Below are 14,372 nucleotides of genomic sequence, written 5' to 3' on the forward strand. Positions count from 1 at the left end.
CGTGCCCCGCTTCAGCGTCATCGTCCCCTGCTTCAAGGTTCAGGGCTTCCTGCGCGAGTGCCTCGACTCGGTCCTGGAGCAGTCGTTCCACAACATCGAGCTGATCGCCGTGAACGACTGCTCGCCGGACGGCTGCGGCGCGATCCTCGACGAGTACGCGGCCCGCGACCCACGCGTGAAGGTCCTGCACCTGCCGAAGAACGTCGGCCTCGGCCGCGCCCGCAACGCCGGACTCCCCCACGCCACCGGCGACTACCTGTTCTTCCTCGACAGCGACGACACCCTCACGCCCGGCGCGCTGCGCGCCATGGCCGACCGGCTGGAGGAGACCGACGATCCGGACGTGCTGGTCTTCGACTACGCGCGCACCTACTGGTGGGGCGGGACCCGCCGCAACGTGCTGGCCCATGTGCTGACCGAGGCGGGCGACGGCACCTTCACGGCCGCCGAACACCCGGAGATCCTCGACCTGTTGATGGTGGTGTGGAACAAGGTCTACCGCCGCGAGTTCGTCGAGCCGAACGGCTTCCGCTTCCCTCCCGGCTACTACGAGGACACGCCCTGGACCTTCCCGGTGATGCTCAGCGCCGGGCGCATCGCGGCCCTCGACCGGATCTGTCTGAACTACCGCCAGCGCCGCCAGGGCAACATCCTGTCCACCACCAGCCGCAAGCACTTCGACGTCCACGACCAGTACGCGCGGGTCTTCGCGTACGTCGACGACCACCCGGAGCTGTGGAGCTGGCGGCCCTATCTGCACCGCAAGATGGGCGAGCACTGTCTCGACATCCTCGCCAAGCCGGACCGGCTGCCGCCCCGTGACCGGGCCGAGTTCTTCCGGCGTACGGCGGAGATGTTCCGCAGGCACAGGCCCGCGAACGCGCGGGTCGACGGCGAGGTCGCCCTGCTGACGGGCTCGTACCCGGCCTATGTGGTCAGGCGGCAGTCCGGACGGGCGGGCCGGGAGCTCGGGCGGCGGGGGCTCCAGGTCCGCCGCGTGGTGGCCGGCCGGGCCAAGCAGGGCTGGTCGGGACTTCACTCCCGCCGCCCCCTCGACCCGGACCTCGCCATGTACGCGGCGTTCTCGCACCAGGGGGTGCTCGGCGATCCGGCGGCCGTGTACCGCAAGGCACGGGAGATCGCCCCGCACATCCGGGGCGTGTGGGTGGTGCGCGACGAGGAACAGGCGGCCCAGCTGCCCCCGGACGTCGAGCACGTACTCCTCGACACCCCGCGCTGCCACGCCGTCGCCGCACGGGCGAAGTTCTTCGTCAGCAACACCATCTGGCCCGCCACCCTGCCCAAACGCCCCGGCAGCGTCGACATCCACACCCACCAGGGCACCCCGCTCAAGTACATGGGCGCTGACCTGCTGGGCAAGCCCGGCGCCCGGCACGGCGTCGACGTGCCGTACATGCTGCGCCGGGCCGACCGCTGGGACTACAGCCTGGTCGCCAACCGCCACTCCGAGCTGGTGTGGGAGCGGGCCTACCCCTGCCACTTCACCTCGGTGCGCACCGGCAGCCCGCGTAACGACGTACTGGTCGACCCGGCCGAGGACGCCGGGGCCGCGTTCCGCTTCCGGTACGGCATCCCGGACGACCACCGGGTCGTGCTGTACGCGCCGACCCGCCGCGACTACTGCCGGGGCGGCCATGTGGACCGGGTGGACCTGGCCCGGTTCGCCACGGACCTGGGCGAGGACTGCACCCTCGTCGTACGGCTGCATCCCGCTCTCGCGACGGGTCCCGCGCGCGGGATGGGCCTGGCCGAGCTGCACCGCCGGGGTGTGGTGGTCGACGCGACGGACGAGCCGCACGTCGAGGAGGTCATGCTCGCCTCCGACGTGCTGGTCACCGACTATTCGGCCCTGATGTTCGACTACGCCAACCTCGACCGGCCGATCGTGGTCCACGCCGACGACTGGGACGCGTACACGGCGAGCCGGGGCGCCTATCTCGACATCACCGCCGAGGCGCCGGGCCATGTGTCGCGCTCCTACCGGGAGCTGGCGTGGCTGTTCACCTCCGGGGCCTGGCGGGACGAGGAGTCGGCGCGGCTGCGGGCGCAGTTCCGGGCGCGGTTCTGCGAGTTCGACGACGGGCGGGCCGCCGAGCGGGTCGTACGGACCCTGCTGCTCGGGGAGACGGTGCCCGGGGCGGACGCCGCGCGGGTGCCGGGTCCGGCCGCCGGTCACGATCTGCTGGCCGCCACATGAGGCCGCGCAGCTGGGTCCTGCTCCTGGCCGCCGTCTTCGCGGTGCTCCAGCTCGCGAACGTCACCGGCCGGGACACGCCCGACTCCAAGAACTACGTGTCGTACGCGCTGAACCTGACGGGCGAGAACAAGCGGTCGGCGGCCACGGCCACCGTCGACTGGGTCTGCGCCGGCCGGGCGTCCCTCGCGCGCCGCAACCAGAGCGTGAACGTGGTGCGCTTCCATGGGCCGAGCCCCACCCGGCGGGTGGTCGCGCAGTGCGAGGCGGACCAGTTGGGGCTGGTGGACCGGCGGCTGCGGGGCGGGCAGACGGACGGGCGCATCGCGCCGTTCATCGCCCCGCGCCTGAAGCGGATCTTCGAGGTGCGGCCCGGATATCCGCTGTTCCTGGTGCCGTTCATCACGGTGTTCGGCGTGACCTGGGGCGTGTGGCTGGCGAGCGTGGCCGTCACGGCCGCGGGCGGGGTCCTCGCGTTCCTGATCCTGCGCACCCTGGCCGTGCCCCTGCCGCTCGCCCTGAGCGGCCAGGCCCTGTACTACGTCCTGCCGTGCGGTACGACGGCCATGCGCCCGATGGCCGAGGGGCTGATGCTGGCGCTGACCCTGGGGGCGGTGTGGGGCTGCGCGCTGGCCCTGAACCGCCGTCCCCGGGCCGGGGCGGCACTGGTCGCCGGCTGTCTGCTCGCGCTCTTCGCCGTGAAGCACTCGCAGTCGCTGTTCCTGGGGCTGTGCCTGGGCGCGGCGGCCACGGCGGTAGCGGTACGGCGCCGGTGGCGGGGGCGTGCCGTGGGGCGCGGGGTCGCGGCGATCGCGGTGGCGGGCTGGTGCGCGGCGCTCGGCACGCTCCTGCTGGCGCGGCTGCTGCACTACCCCTCCGAGTCGGAGAGCCTCCAGGACCTGCTGACCGACCACTACCACCGGCCGGACCGCGCGCATCCGTGGCCGGAGTTCCTGCATCTGGAGTCGAGCTTCTGGATCGAGTGGGTGCGGCGGCAGTTCATGGCGCCGCTGTTCCTGACGACGCTGGCGGCCGGGGCGTGGGGCGCGCTGCGGCGACCTGCGTCCGGCTGCTTCCTGCTGGCGGCCGCGTTCACCGGGATCCTCACCCAGGCCGCGCATCCCGACATCAACGTCTGGGGCGAGCGGCTGATCGTGCTGGCCTGGCTGCTGCCCGTGGTCGGGGTGCCGCTCCTGCTGGAGCCGCTCGCACGACACCGGCCGACACTGCCGGCGCAGGGGAAGGGCGAGCGCCAGGTTCACCCGGTGGGGTGAAGGGCGGGGCATCGACCCGCGCCGAGCGCCCCGCTGTCGGCCGTCGGCACCGGGTGCGCCGACGGCCGCTCACGCGCCGGCGCGGTGCGCCCGAGGAGGCGGGCGGTGCCTGGTGCCGACCGGACGGGGAGGCGTCGGCGCGGGTCGTTCAGGGACGAGGTTCACTCGATGACGAGGGTGACCTCGATGTTGCCGCGGGTGGCGTTGGAGTAGGGGCAGACCTGGTGGGCCTGCTCGACGAGCTTGCGGCCGGTCGCCTCGTCCACGGTGTCGGGCAGCTCGACGCGCAGGGCGACCTTCAGCGCGAAGCCCTCGCCCTGCTTGCCGATGCCGACCTCGGCGGTGACTGCGGCGTCGCTGACGTTCACCTTGGCCGCGCGGCCGACCAGGCCCAGGGCGCTGCCGAAGCAGGCGGCGTAACCGGCGGCGAAGAGCTGCTCCGGGTTGGTGCCCTCGCCGTTGCCGCCCAGCTCCACCGGCGGGGCCAGCTTGAGGTCGACCCTGCCGTCGGAGGAGACGGTACGGCCGTCGCGGCCGTGGGTGGCAGTGGCGACAGCGGTGTAGAGCGCGTCCATGGAAGACCATCCCTCTCGAAGTCACGTTCCGGCGGCTCTGATCCGGCCGCCCTCACGACCACAAGTAGAGCACACAATTTAGTTGTGCACAACTAAATGACGCCCGGCAGAGCTACCCTGGACCCATGACCGCCACGCCCGCTCCCGCCGCCGAGGCCGACTGGCTCCGCCTGGACCGCCAGATCTGCTTCTCCCTGCACGCCGCGTCCCGCGCCTTCAACGGCGTCTACCGCGTGGTCCTCAAGGACCTCGGGCTCACCTATCCGCAGTACCTGGTGATGCTGGTGCTGTGGGAGCACGGCGAGCTGCCGGTCAAGAAGCTCGGCGAACACCTGCGCCTGGACTCCGGCACGCTGTCACCGCTGGTGAAGCGGCTGGAGGGGGCCGGTCTGGTCCGGCGGGAGCGCAGCATGCGCGACGAGCGCTCGGTGGATGTACGGCTGACCGACGAGGGCGCGGCGCTGCGCGAGCGGGCGCTGCAGGTGCCGCGTCACATCGCCGCCTCGACCGGTTTCGGGATCGACGAGATCAACGACCTGCGGGACCGCCTCGACCGGCTCACCAACGCCCTGGACTCGGCCGCGCTGGAGGGCGCACCGGACTCCCCGTAGCGAGGTGGCGGCGGACGTACAGCCGGACGGTCACCCGGTTCCGTACCGTCTCCGCGTCGACCGCGAACTGCCCGTTCAGGACGTCGAGTTTGGCCCGCTCCACGGGATTGCTCGGCCGACGGGGCGCGTCGAGCATGTACCGCTCGGCGACCACCCACACCCGGTCGAGCCCGGCCAGCCGGTGCCGCAGGACGCGCGCGTCCACCTCGGTGCCGTACAGCGTCCCCGACTCGGGCGCCCCCACCGCCAGCGCCACGTCCCGCGTGCCCCTGAATCCCGCCGGATACGTCAGTGCCGCGCCGCGCGCGTGCGAGGGCAGGAACAACACCGGGTCCCCCGGCCGGAGTTCATGGGAGGCGGCCACGGAGACGGCGGCCAGGTTGTCGGGGCGGTGGCGCGGAAGGCGGTCGTCGCGCAGGAGGGGCAGTTGATGGGTGAAGGCGAGGGTGATGGCGAGGACACCCGTGAGGGTGAGGAACGAGGAGCCGGATCGCACCCGAAAGGGTGAACCGGTCCACAGCCGCGCCAGTGCCACGGCCACCCGATCGGCGCCGGTCGCGATCAGCAGCGGCGCACCCGCGAGCGCGTAGAGCACATACCGGTCGACGTACAGCGGCGAGGACTGCGAGGCGAGCATCAGCGTCACCGGCGGCACCACCGCCAGGGGCAGCGCGATACCCGCGCAGGTCACCTCCCCGCGCCGCCCGGCCAGCCGGGTCATCCCGACCACGGCGAACGCCAGGCAGGTCCAGTACACCTGCGAGGTCGGCCCGGCGAACGCCCGCAGCAGGCCCTGTGCGCTCTCCAGCGTCGGCTCGGTGAGCCATGCGAGCTGGGCCGACTGGGCGTGCGAGACGGCCACCATGGGGAGCAGCGTCAGGGCGACGGCGCCGGCCGCGCACCCCCAGCCCCGCCACACCCGCACGGGCACCCTCGCGAGCGCCAGCGTCACCGCGTGGGCGAGGAGCAGCAGGACCGCGAGTTCGTGCAGCCAGCAGGTGGCGCCGAGGATCGCGCCGTACGTCCACCAGGACCGGCCGCCCGCCGTGACGGCCCGTACGAGCAGCAGGGTCGCGCCCGTCGCACCGGCCGCGACCAGGGCGTACGAGCGGCCTTCCTGCGCGTAGTGGCCGGCCATCGGGGTGATGGCGTACAGCAGCCCGGCCCACAGCCCGACCCGCGGCCGGACCAGCCGGGTGCCGAGCGCGGCGACCAGGCCCGCGGTCGCCGCCGCGCCGCACACCGACGGGAGCCGGAGCATGACCTCGCCGGGGTGCAGGGCGAGGACGGCGTGCATGAGCAGGTAGTACAGGCCGTGCACCGCGTCGACGCCGTGCAGCAGCCGCCAGATCTGCGGCACCGTGCGCCGTGCGACCTGGAAGGTGACGGCCTCGTCGCGCCATATGGCACCGCGGTCGAGCCCCCACAGCCCGAGTAGGGTCATCACGGCCACGGGGACGGCCACGGCCAGTGCCTCGGCACGGCGGACGGCGCGGCCCGGCGACGGACTCGCCGGCGGTGCCGAGCGTGCTCTCGGCAGCCGATTCCGCGCCGGGTCCAACGGCGGTTTGAGCGGGGGCCCCATGTTCACCACGGCCCGATCTTGTGCGATTAGCCAACCTTTGCCGGGTATTGACGGCGTATCAGCACTATTACACCATCCGCGCGGCTTACGCTCCGGGGTGATGAATCACCGTCACGTTCCCCTCGCGTCCCTGGCCGTCTCCTGGCTCGCCACCCGCGCCCTGATGCTGTGGCTGCTCGCCCACAACACCGAGCCCGTGCTCGGCCGGGGCGCGGTGGCGCGCGAGGTGTGGCGGCTGTACTTCCGCTGGTACGGAACCCTGTCCCACGGCTCCTTCCCGGCGCACGACACGCTGTGGCAGTACCCGCCGGGCGCGGGCGCGGTGCTGCTGTCGCCCGGACTGTTCCCGGACCTGACGTACTTCCAGGCCTTCGTGGTACTCACCCTGGCCGCCGACGCGCTGGTCACGGCGGCGCTGGCCCGCGCGGGCACGCGCCCCGGGCGCAGCCTGCTCGGGGCCGCCGTGTGGATCGGCGGGCTGCCGCTGCTGCTGCACCTCCCGCTCGCCCGGTACGACGTGCAGGTGACCGCCCTCGCCGTCCTCTCCCTGTTGACGTTGTCGCGCTCCACGCGCGCGTGCGGGGCGTTCGCGGCGCTGGGCGCCCTGGTGAAGGTGTGGCCCGCGCTGGTGCTGCTGGGGACCCCGAGGGGGCCGGCGACGCGCTCAGCGTGGACATGGGCGGGCGTCACGGGGGCCGCTTCGCTGGGGCTCTTCGTCGTGTCGTTCAACAATCCTTTGGCCTTTCTGCGGCAACAGGGCAACCGGGGCGTGCAGATCGAGTCGCTCGGCGGTACGGCGCTCAGCCTGGCGCGGCACGCGGGCTGGCCGGGCAGGGCCCACTACCAGTACGGCGCGATCGAGCTCGTCGGCCCGTACGTCTCCGCCGTGGCGACCGCCTCCCTCGCGCTGACGGCGGCCGCCTTCGCGCTCCTGCTGCTGTGGCGCGTGCGGGCCCGTCGCTGGACCGAGGCGACACCGTTCGACGCCGCGCTGTGCGCCGTCCTGCTGTTCACGGTCACCAGCCGGGTCATCAGCCCGCAGTACATGATCTGGCTGGTCGGTCTGGCCGCCGTCTGTCTGACCTCGCGGCACACCCTCCAGCGGCCGGTCGCCGTGCTGGTGCTGGCGGCGACCGCGGTGAGCGCGGTGGCGTACCCCGCGCTGTACGCCGAGGTCGTGGGCTGTACCTGGACGGGCTGTCTGCTGATGCTCGTCCGCAACGGTCTGCTGGCGGCCGCCGCCGTGCTGTCCTTCGTCCGGCTGTGGCGCTCCGCACGGCCCGCGGCCGAGAAGCCCGTGCCGGTGGCCGAACCCCGCTCCGGCCCCGGCCGGCTCGCGGACCGCGCGCTGAGCGCCTCCTGACGGGAGTTCGCGTCCATGTCCACCCCTCCGGATGCCTCGTTGCGCGCCCCTCACGCGGGCGTCGTCGTCATCGGCCACAACGACGCGGCGCGTGTGAGGGACGCGGTGCGCTCGGCGCTCGCGCAGGGGCCTTCAGTGCGGGAGGTCGTCGCCGTGGACGACTGCTCCACGGACGGCAGCGCCGAGCTGCTCGCCGAGCTGGCCGCCGTGGAGCCGCGGCTGACGGTGGTGCGCCGGCGGGTCAACAGCGGGGGCTGCGGCAGCCCGCGCAACACCGGCCTCGACGCGGTGACGGCGCCGTACGTGATGTTCCTGGACAGCGACGACGTACTGCCGCCGGGCGCGGTGGACGCCCTGCTCATGGCCGCGACCGGGACGCACGCCGAGGTGACCGGCGGGCTGTGCGTGCGCCGTGAGCTCCCCTCGGGGCGCGAGCGCCCGTGGCAGCCGGCGCTGTACCGGGCGCACTCGGTTCTCGCACGCCCTTCCCTGCGCCTCCGTCTCGTCCACGACACCCTGTGCGTCAACAAGCTCTACCGCACCGGTTTTCTGCGCGAGCACGGCATCCGCTTCCCCGAAGGCCGCTTCCTCTACGAGGATTTCGTCTTCACCGCGCGCGTGCTGGCCGCCGGGCCGCGCGTCGCCCTGGTGCCGGACCCGGTGTACGTGTGGCACGTGCGCCGCTCGGCCGACCGGCTCTCGCTCTCCCTGGACCGTTCCGCCATCGACAACTGGCGGGCGCGCACGGAGGCCTGCGCGCTGGCGTACGACATCCTGCTGGGCGCCGGGCAGAAGGAGCTGGCCCGCGCGGCGCGAGCCAAGTTCCTCGACCACGACCTGCGCATATACGCACGCGAACTGGAGTTGCGCGACGCGCACTACCGGCGCGCATGGTGGGCGCACACCCGGGCGTACCTCGCGCGCTACGACGCGACGGACTGGTGGCTCGATCCGACCGCCCCCGGCCGACTGCTCGCCCGCGTCGTCCTGGAGTCCCCCGAACCACGCGACCTTGCCCGCCTGAGGGAACTGGCCGCCCGCCCGGCCCGGCTGCGCCCTCCCTACGCCCGCTCCTCCGACGGCACCCCGGTCTGGTCCGACGCCCTCCCCCAGGTCACCCTGACTCCCCTTCTGACCCGCCCCGTCCGCGTCCTCCCGCTGGCGGTCGACGCGGAACTGCGCCCACGCGCGCGTGCCACCCGCCTGCGGCTGCGCCTGCACGAGCTGTACGGACGGGTGGCACAGGCGCACCCGGAGGCGGTGGAGGCGGAGTGGCGGGGGCGGGATGACGGCCGTACCTCCCTCTCCCGCACGTCCCCGCTCGTCCCGTCCCGCGACGGCACATGGTCGGCGGAGGTGCCCCTCGAACTCGACGCCCTCGGCACGGGCACCTGGGATCTGCGGCTGCGTCTGCGCTTCGCGCACGGCGCGCACCGGGACGTCACGGCGCACGCGGTCGCGGGCGCCGGTCTGCTGCGCCGACGCGCCTTTTTGAGCGCCCGACACGGTCTACTGCTCGTACAGCCGTACGCCACGCACTCGGGGGCACTGGCACTGCGCGTGGCAGCCGGGACACGGGGAGTCGTGGCCGTGGCCCGCGGCAGGCTGCGGCGCCTGCTTCACTGAGATCCGATCGGACCGATCTACGAGGGGACGGCCGCACATGACCTGGCTGATCACCGGTGGCGCCGGCTACATCGGGGCACATGTCGTACGGGCGATGGCCGAGGCGGGTGAACGGACGGTGGTGTACGACGACCTGTCCACCGGTCTCGCCGAGCGCGTGCCCGACGGAGTCCCCCTGGTGGCGGGGTCGACGCTGGACGGAGACCGGCTGGCGCGCGCCCTCGCCGAGCACTCCGTCACCGGTGTCGTGCATCTCGCGGCGAAGAAGCAGGTGGGCGAGTCGGTGGACCACCCGCTGGAGTACTACCGGGAGAACGTGGAGGGCCTGCGGGTCCTCCTGGAGGCGGTGACGGCGGCGGAGGTGCCGTCGTTCGTGTTCTCGTCCTCCGCGGCCGTGTACGGCATGCCGGACGTCGACCTGGTACGGGAGGAGACGCCGTGTGTGCCCCTGTCGCCGTACGGTGAGACGAAGCTGGCGGGCGAGTGGCTGGTCCGCGCCACCGGCCGGGCGACAGGCCTGTCCACGGCCTCGCTGCGCTACTTCAACGTGGCCGGGGCGGCCGCCCCGGAACTGGCCGACGTGGGCGTCTCCAACCTCATCCCGATGGTGTTCGAGAAGCTCACGGAGAACCTGGCCCCGCGCATCTTCGGCGACGACTACCCGACCCCGGACGGCACCTGCGTACGGGACTACATCCACGTGGTGGACCTGGCCGAGGCCCATGTGACCGTGGCCCGTGCCCTGCAGTCCTCGGCCGGCCACGATCTGACCCTCAACATCGGCCGCGGGGAGGGGGTTTCGGTCAGGGAGATGATCGACCACATCTACGCGGTCACCGGCTACCACCGTCCGCCGACCGTCACCCCGCGCCGCCCCGGCGATCCCGCCCGGGTCGTCGCTTCCGCCGACCGTATCGCCGTCGAGCTGGGCTGGGAGGCCAAGCACGACGTCGAGGACATGATCACCTCGGCGTGGGCGGGCTGGGTCCGCACACATCCGGAGGCGGCGCGCACCTGACCGTAACCGGAGGGCCTTACTCTGCCCGGATGACCGAGTCTCCGCGCATCGAACGCGCCATCGGCGCAGTGATCGGCTCCGCGGTCGGCGACGCCCTGGGCGCGCCCTTCGAGTTCGGCCCCGAGGGAGCCTTCTCCGCACGCTTCCCGAAACCGGGGCAGGGCGGAGAGATGTGCGGGGGCGGCGGCTGGGACCCCGGCGAGGCGACCGACGACACGCAGATGGCCGTGCTGGTCGCCGAGTCCCTGCTGGAGTGCGGCGGGCTCCGACCGCCCGACCTCTTCCGGCGGTTCCAGCGGTGGGCGGCCGCCGACCCCAAGGACATCGGGCTGCAGACCGAGGCGGTGCTGGGCAGCGGCGACCCGTGGGACACGGCGGCCGCGGTGCACTTCCAGAGCAGTCAGCGCGGCGCCGGAAACGGGGCGCTGATGCGGGCCGCGCCGTCCGCCGTGCACTTCGCGGGCCTCGGCACGGACGGCACCATGGACGCCGCCCGGCGCATCTCCGCCCTCACGCACGGGGACCGGGCGGCATGGGAGGGAACCGCGCTCTTCCACGAGCTGATGCGGGTCGGCCTGGACGGCGGCGACCCGCTGGACGCCGTACCGGAGGCGCTGCGGCAGGTCCACCCCGATCACCGGGTCCGCTACGCGGACGTCCTCGCGCCCGACTGGCACCCCGACCTGGCCACGGAGTTCAACGGCGCCGTCTGGCCCTGCCTCGGCTCCGCCGTCTGGGCCCTGCGGACCACGTCCACCTACGAGGAGGCGATACGCACGGCCGTCGACCTCGGCGGCGACACGGACACGGTGGCGGCCGTCACCGGGGGCCTGGCCGGCGTGGTCTACGGCATCAACGCCGTCCCATCCCGCTGGACCGAAGCCCTGCACGTCCCCCTCCCGGGCTTCGACGAGCGGGTCCTACGGGCGGACGAACTGGCGGAACTGGCACGCCGCTTGGCGGATTAGCGGATCAGGCGCCGGGGCGGGCACTACGAACAGTCGCGCCGCCGACGCGCGTAGCTGCGGGAGCTGTACCGCTGGCGCGCAGCTGCGGGCAGTCGTGCCACTCGCGCGCAGCTGCGGGCAACCGCCCCGCCGACGCACCCAGCTGCGGGCAATCACGCCGCCCGCACGTACCTGCGGGCAACCGCCCCGCGGGCGCACCCAGCTGCGGGCAGTCGTGCCTCCCCCAAGCTCTTCGAGCAGGGGGGACCCCCAGGCGGCACGGCTGGGCGATGGGGGTCCCCCTGCTCGAGCGAAGCCGAGAGCTTGGGGGAGGCACCCCGTCAGCGCCGGGCTGCGCGACCCACCGCGCCCAGCACCAACCCCGGGCACCCAGACAACACCGCCCGGCACCAACCCCGGCACCCCCACAACACCGCCCGGCACCAACCCGGGCCCGCACAACGCCGCCCAACCTCACAACGCCTTGAGCGCCGCCGCAGTGCCCCGCGTCAGTGCCTCCAGATACCCCTTCGGCAGCTTCGGACTACGGATGACGACCGACCGCCAGTACAGCGGACCGGAGATCAGATCGAGCGCCAGCTCCTCGTCGACACCCCGCCGAAGCTCCCCCCGCTGCTCGGCCGCCGCGATGATCTTGCTGGCGACCCCCTCCTGCCCGTCGCGCAGCGCCTTCTGCATGGCCTCGGCGATCTCGGGATTGCGGGCCGCCTCGGCCTGCAGGTCCGGGATGATCTGCGAAGCGACGGGATGCCGCAGCGCGCGGGACGTCACCTCGTACAGCAGCCGCAGGTCGCCCTCCAGGGAGCCGGTGTCCGGGACGGGCAGGCCCAGCACCGCGAGCGCCGACACCACGTCGAGGACCAGATGCAGCTTGGACTTCCAGCGCCGGTAGACGGCGGTCTTGCCGACACCCGCGCGGCGCGCGATGCCCTCGATGGACATCCGTGCGTAGCCGACGGACGCGAGCTCCTCGAAGACGGCCGCCCGGATGGCCTCGGTCACATCCTCCCTGAGCACGGCCGCCCCGGCGGGGATCCGTCGGCGCGGGCGCGTCTGCGGCTCGTCGGCGTTCGTCGTCATGGCGTCAAGCATAGGGCGTTACGACGAAACGGTTGCGTTCCGACGTCGATTGGGCCTACGCTCCCGTTGCGACGATACGGTGCCGTCCCGACGTAAGAAAACGTGAAGAGACGTGTAACGAAACACCGAGGGACGGACCCGCCGACCGGACGCACGCACCCCCACTCCCCCGAGCGAAAGCAGCGGATGTGAGCCAGGTCCTCGACACACCGCCCCCGACACCGGCCCCGGCCGATGACCTCGCGGCGCTCGCCGCGCGCCACGGGCTCTCGGTCAGCGGCGCGCGCCCCACCCTGCCCGAGTACATCCGGCAGCTGTGGGAACGGCGTCACTTCATCACCGCCTTCGCCACCGCCAAGCTCACCGCGCAGTACAGCCAGGCGAAGCTCGGCCAGCTGTGGCAGGTCATGAACCCGCTGCTGAACGCGGCGGTGTACTACTTCATCTTCGGTGTCCTGCTGGGCACCAAGCACGGTGTGCCGGACTACATCCCGTTCCTGGTGACGGGCGTGTTCATCTGGACCTTCACCCAGAGCTCGATCCTGGCGGGCACCCGGGCCATCTCCAGCAACCTCGGCCTGGTGCGGGCGCTGCACTTCCCGCGGGCCGCGCTGCCGATCTCGTTCTGCCTCCAGCAGCTCCAGCAGCTGCTGTTCTCGATGGCGGCGCTGATCGTCATCCTGCTCTGCTTCGGCGTGCCCGTCGCGGCCTCCTGGCTGCTGGCGCTCCCGGCGCTGGTCCTGCAGTTCACGTTCAACGCCGGCGTCTCGATGATCATGGCCCGGATGGGCGCGAAGACCCCGGACATCGCCCAGCTGATGCCGTTCATCCTGCGGACCTGGATGTATGTCTCCGGCGTCATGTGGAGCATCGACAAGCTGACGAAGAAGGACCACCTGCCGCACCTGCTGACGGTCGCCCTGGAGACCAACCCGGCCGCCGTCTACATCGACCTCATGCGGTACGCGCTGATCGACAGCTTCCACGCCGGTCAGCTCCCCCCGCACGTGTGGGCGGCGGCGGTCGGCTGGGCCCTGCTCGCCGGGGTCGGCGGCTTCATCTACTTCTGGAAGGCTGAGGAGACGTACGGCCGTGGCTGACAACGTGAACGACCGCATTCCGGAGTCCCGGATCCCCACCGTCGTCGTCGACGGCGTCGACATCGTCTACCGGGTCAACGGCACCGGCGCCGGACGCGGCTCCGCGACGGCCGCCCTCAACCGCATGCTGCGCCGCAAGCAGGCGGAGAAGGCGGCGGGCGTGCGCAAGGTGCACGCGGTCAAGAAGGTCTCCTTCGTGGCGTACAAGGGCGAGGCGATCGGCCTGATCGGCACCAACGGCTCCGGCAAGTCGACGCTGCTGAAGGCGGTCGCGGGGCTCCTCCCGGTGGAGAACGGCCACATCTACACCGACGGCCAGCCCTCCCTCCTCGGCGTCAACGCCGCCCTCATGGGCGATCTGACCGGCGAGCGGAACGTCTTCCTCGGCGGTCTGGCCATGGGCATGTCCCGCGAGGAGATCAAGTCCCGCTACCAGGACATCGTCGACTTCTCCGGCATCAACGAGAAGGGCGACTTCATCACCCTCCCGATGCGGACGTACTCCTCCGGCATGGGCGCGCGGCTGCGCTTCTCGATCGCCGCCGCCAAGGATCACGACGTGCTGCTGATCGACGAGGCCCTCGCCACCGGCGACCGCTCCTTCCAGAAGCGCTCCGAGGAACGGATCCGCGAGCTGCGCAAGCACGCGGGCACGGTGTTCCTGGTCAGCCACAACAACAAGTCGATCCGGGACACCTGCGACCGGGTGCTGTGGCTGGAGCGCGGCGAGCTGCGCATGGACGGGCCGACGGAGGACGTCCTCAAGGAGTACGAGGCGTTCACCGGCGACAAGGGCCCCAAGAAGGCACCGCCGAAGCAGGCGGCTCAGCCGAAACCGGCGGCGGAGAAGGTCCCTCTTCCTTCCTGAACCCCTCCAGCGGTCCCGAACCCCTCCAGCGGCGCAAGAACATTTATCCCTTTCATCCGCTCAATGACACTATGGCGGGAAAGGTGCGG

12 protein-coding genes are annotated in these 14,372 nt (G+C 72.3%); 9 read left to right on the forward strand and 3 right to left on the reverse strand.

What is annotated here, in order from left to right; all coding sequences use genetic code 11:
* The first annotated feature begins 1 nt into the window (after position 1).
* Together N8I87_RS15905 and N8I87_RS15910 are read left to right on the forward strand one after the other, a co-directional pair.
* Positions 2-2,218 carry a bifunctional glycosyltransferase/CDP-glycerol:glycerophosphate glycerophosphotransferase gene (locus N8I87_RS15905; RefSeq protein WP_263209357.1) on the forward strand — a complete coding sequence of 739 codons (2,217 nt, stop codon included), beginning with the start codon at positions 2-4 and terminating at the stop codon, positions 2,216-2,218.
* Complete coding sequence (locus N8I87_RS15910) at positions 2,215-3,489, forward strand: hypothetical protein (protein ID WP_263209358.1); 1,275 nt, start codon at positions 2,215-2,217, stop codon at positions 3,487-3,489. The genes N8I87_RS15905 and N8I87_RS15910 overlap by 4 nt, the downstream gene beginning before the upstream one ends.
* Before the next feature lie 161 nt (positions 3,490-3,650).
* Here the strand turns inward: N8I87_RS15910 and N8I87_RS15915 are convergent, their stop codons facing one another.
* Complete coding sequence (locus N8I87_RS15915; protein ID WP_263209359.1) at positions 3,651-4,064, reverse strand: organic hydroperoxide resistance protein; 414 nt, start codon at positions 4,062-4,064, stop codon at positions 3,651-3,653.
* Positions 4,065-4,189: 125 nt separating this feature from the next.
* On the opposite strand from N8I87_RS15915, the gene N8I87_RS15920 reads away from it, so the two are divergent.
* Entirely contained in the window at positions 4,190-4,675 is a 486-nt protein-coding gene (locus N8I87_RS15920) for a MarR family winged helix-turn-helix transcriptional regulator (protein ID WP_263209361.1), read from the forward strand.
* Here the strand turns inward: N8I87_RS15920 and N8I87_RS15925 are convergent.
* Entirely contained in the window at positions 4,623-6,119 is a 1,497-nt protein-coding gene (locus N8I87_RS15925; RefSeq protein WP_263209363.1) for a glycosyltransferase family 39 protein, read from the reverse strand. The genes N8I87_RS15920 and N8I87_RS15925 overlap by 53 nt on opposite strands.
* A gap of 241 nt (positions 6,120-6,360) precedes the next feature.
* On the opposite strand from N8I87_RS15925, the gene N8I87_RS15930 reads away from it, so the two are divergent.
* The 4 genes from N8I87_RS15930 to N8I87_RS15945 are packed head-to-tail and all read left to right on the forward strand — an operon-like array spanning position 6,361 to position 11,235.
* Complete coding sequence (locus N8I87_RS15930; RefSeq protein WP_263209365.1) at positions 6,361-7,623, forward strand: glycosyltransferase family 87 protein; 1,263 nt, start codon at positions 6,361-6,363, stop codon at positions 7,621-7,623.
* A 15-nt stretch (positions 7,624-7,638) separates the two neighbouring features.
* Positions 7,639-9,249, forward strand: a complete 1,611-nt coding sequence (locus N8I87_RS15935) for a glycosyltransferase family 2 protein (protein WP_263209367.1) — start codon at positions 7,639-7,641, stop codon at positions 9,247-9,249.
* A gap of 37 nt (positions 9,250-9,286) precedes the next feature.
* Positions 9,287-10,267, forward strand: coding sequence for a UDP-glucose 4-epimerase GalE (gene galE / locus N8I87_RS15940; protein WP_263209369.1), 981 nt, complete (start codon positions 9,287-9,289; stop codon positions 10,265-10,267).
* A 29-nt stretch (positions 10,268-10,296) separates the two neighbouring features.
* Entirely contained in the window at positions 10,297-11,235 is a 939-nt protein-coding gene (locus N8I87_RS15945; RefSeq protein ID WP_263209371.1) for an ADP-ribosylglycohydrolase family protein, read from the forward strand.
* Between the two features lie 453 nt (positions 11,236-11,688).
* Here the strand turns inward: N8I87_RS15945 and N8I87_RS15950 are convergent, their stop codons facing one another.
* A complete protein-coding gene (locus tag N8I87_RS15950; protein ID WP_263209373.1) occupies positions 11,689-12,315 on the reverse strand; it encodes a TetR/AcrR family transcriptional regulator in 627 nt (208 codons plus the stop codon).
* A gap of 188 nt (positions 12,316-12,503) precedes the next feature.
* On the opposite strand from N8I87_RS15950, the gene N8I87_RS15955 reads away from it, so the two are divergent.
* Positions 12,504-13,415 carry an ABC transporter permease gene (locus tag N8I87_RS15955; RefSeq protein WP_263209375.1) on the forward strand — a complete coding sequence of 304 codons (912 nt, stop codon included), beginning with the start codon at positions 12,504-12,506 and terminating at the stop codon, positions 13,413-13,415.
* Positions 13,408-14,283: an ABC transporter ATP-binding protein gene (locus N8I87_RS15960; RefSeq protein ID WP_263209377.1), complete on the forward strand. Its 876-nt coding sequence runs from the start codon at positions 13,408-13,410 to the stop codon at positions 14,281-14,283. Before N8I87_RS15955 ends, N8I87_RS15960 begins: the two co-directional genes overlap by 8 nt.
* Positions 14,284-14,372 lie beyond the last annotated feature (89 nt).

Origin of the sequence: Streptomyces sp. HUAS 15-9 (genome assembly GCF_025642155.1) — a bacterium.
In the GTDB taxonomy this organism is placed as follows: Bacteria; Actinomycetota; Actinomycetes; order Streptomycetales; family Streptomycetaceae; genus Streptomyces.

Bases quoted from the DNA above. Each gene is read 5' to 3' on its own strand.
- N8I87_RS15925 (WP_263209363.1), bottom strand. From the start codon at position 6,119: ATGACCCTACTCGGGCTGTGGGGGCTCGACCGCGGTGCCATATGGCGC.
- N8I87_RS15915 (WP_263209359.1), bottom strand. From the start codon at position 4,064: ATGGACGCGCTCTACACCGCTGTCGCCACTGCCACCCACGGCCGCGAC.
- N8I87_RS15945 (WP_263209371.1), top strand. From the start codon at position 10,297: ATGACCGAGTCTCCGCGCATCGAACGCGCCATCGGCGCAGTGATCGGC.
- N8I87_RS15910 (WP_263209358.1), top strand. From the start codon at position 2,215: ATGAGGCCGCGCAGCTGGGTCCTGCTCCTGGCCGCCGTCTTCGCGGTG.
- galE (WP_263209369.1), top strand. From the start codon at position 9,287: ATGACCTGGCTGATCACCGGTGGCGCCGGCTACATCGGGGCACATGTC.
- N8I87_RS15950 (WP_263209373.1), bottom strand. From the start codon at position 12,315: ATGACGACGAACGCCGACGAGCCGCAGACGCGCCCGCGCCGACGGATC.
- N8I87_RS15930 (WP_263209365.1), top strand. From the start codon at position 6,361: ATGAATCACCGTCACGTTCCCCTCGCGTCCCTGGCCGTCTCCTGGCTC.
- N8I87_RS15920 (WP_263209361.1), top strand. From the start codon at position 4,190: ATGACCGCCACGCCCGCTCCCGCCGCCGAGGCCGACTGGCTCCGCCTG.
- N8I87_RS15935 (WP_263209367.1), top strand. From the start codon at position 7,639: ATGTCCACCCCTCCGGATGCCTCGTTGCGCGCCCCTCACGCGGGCGTC.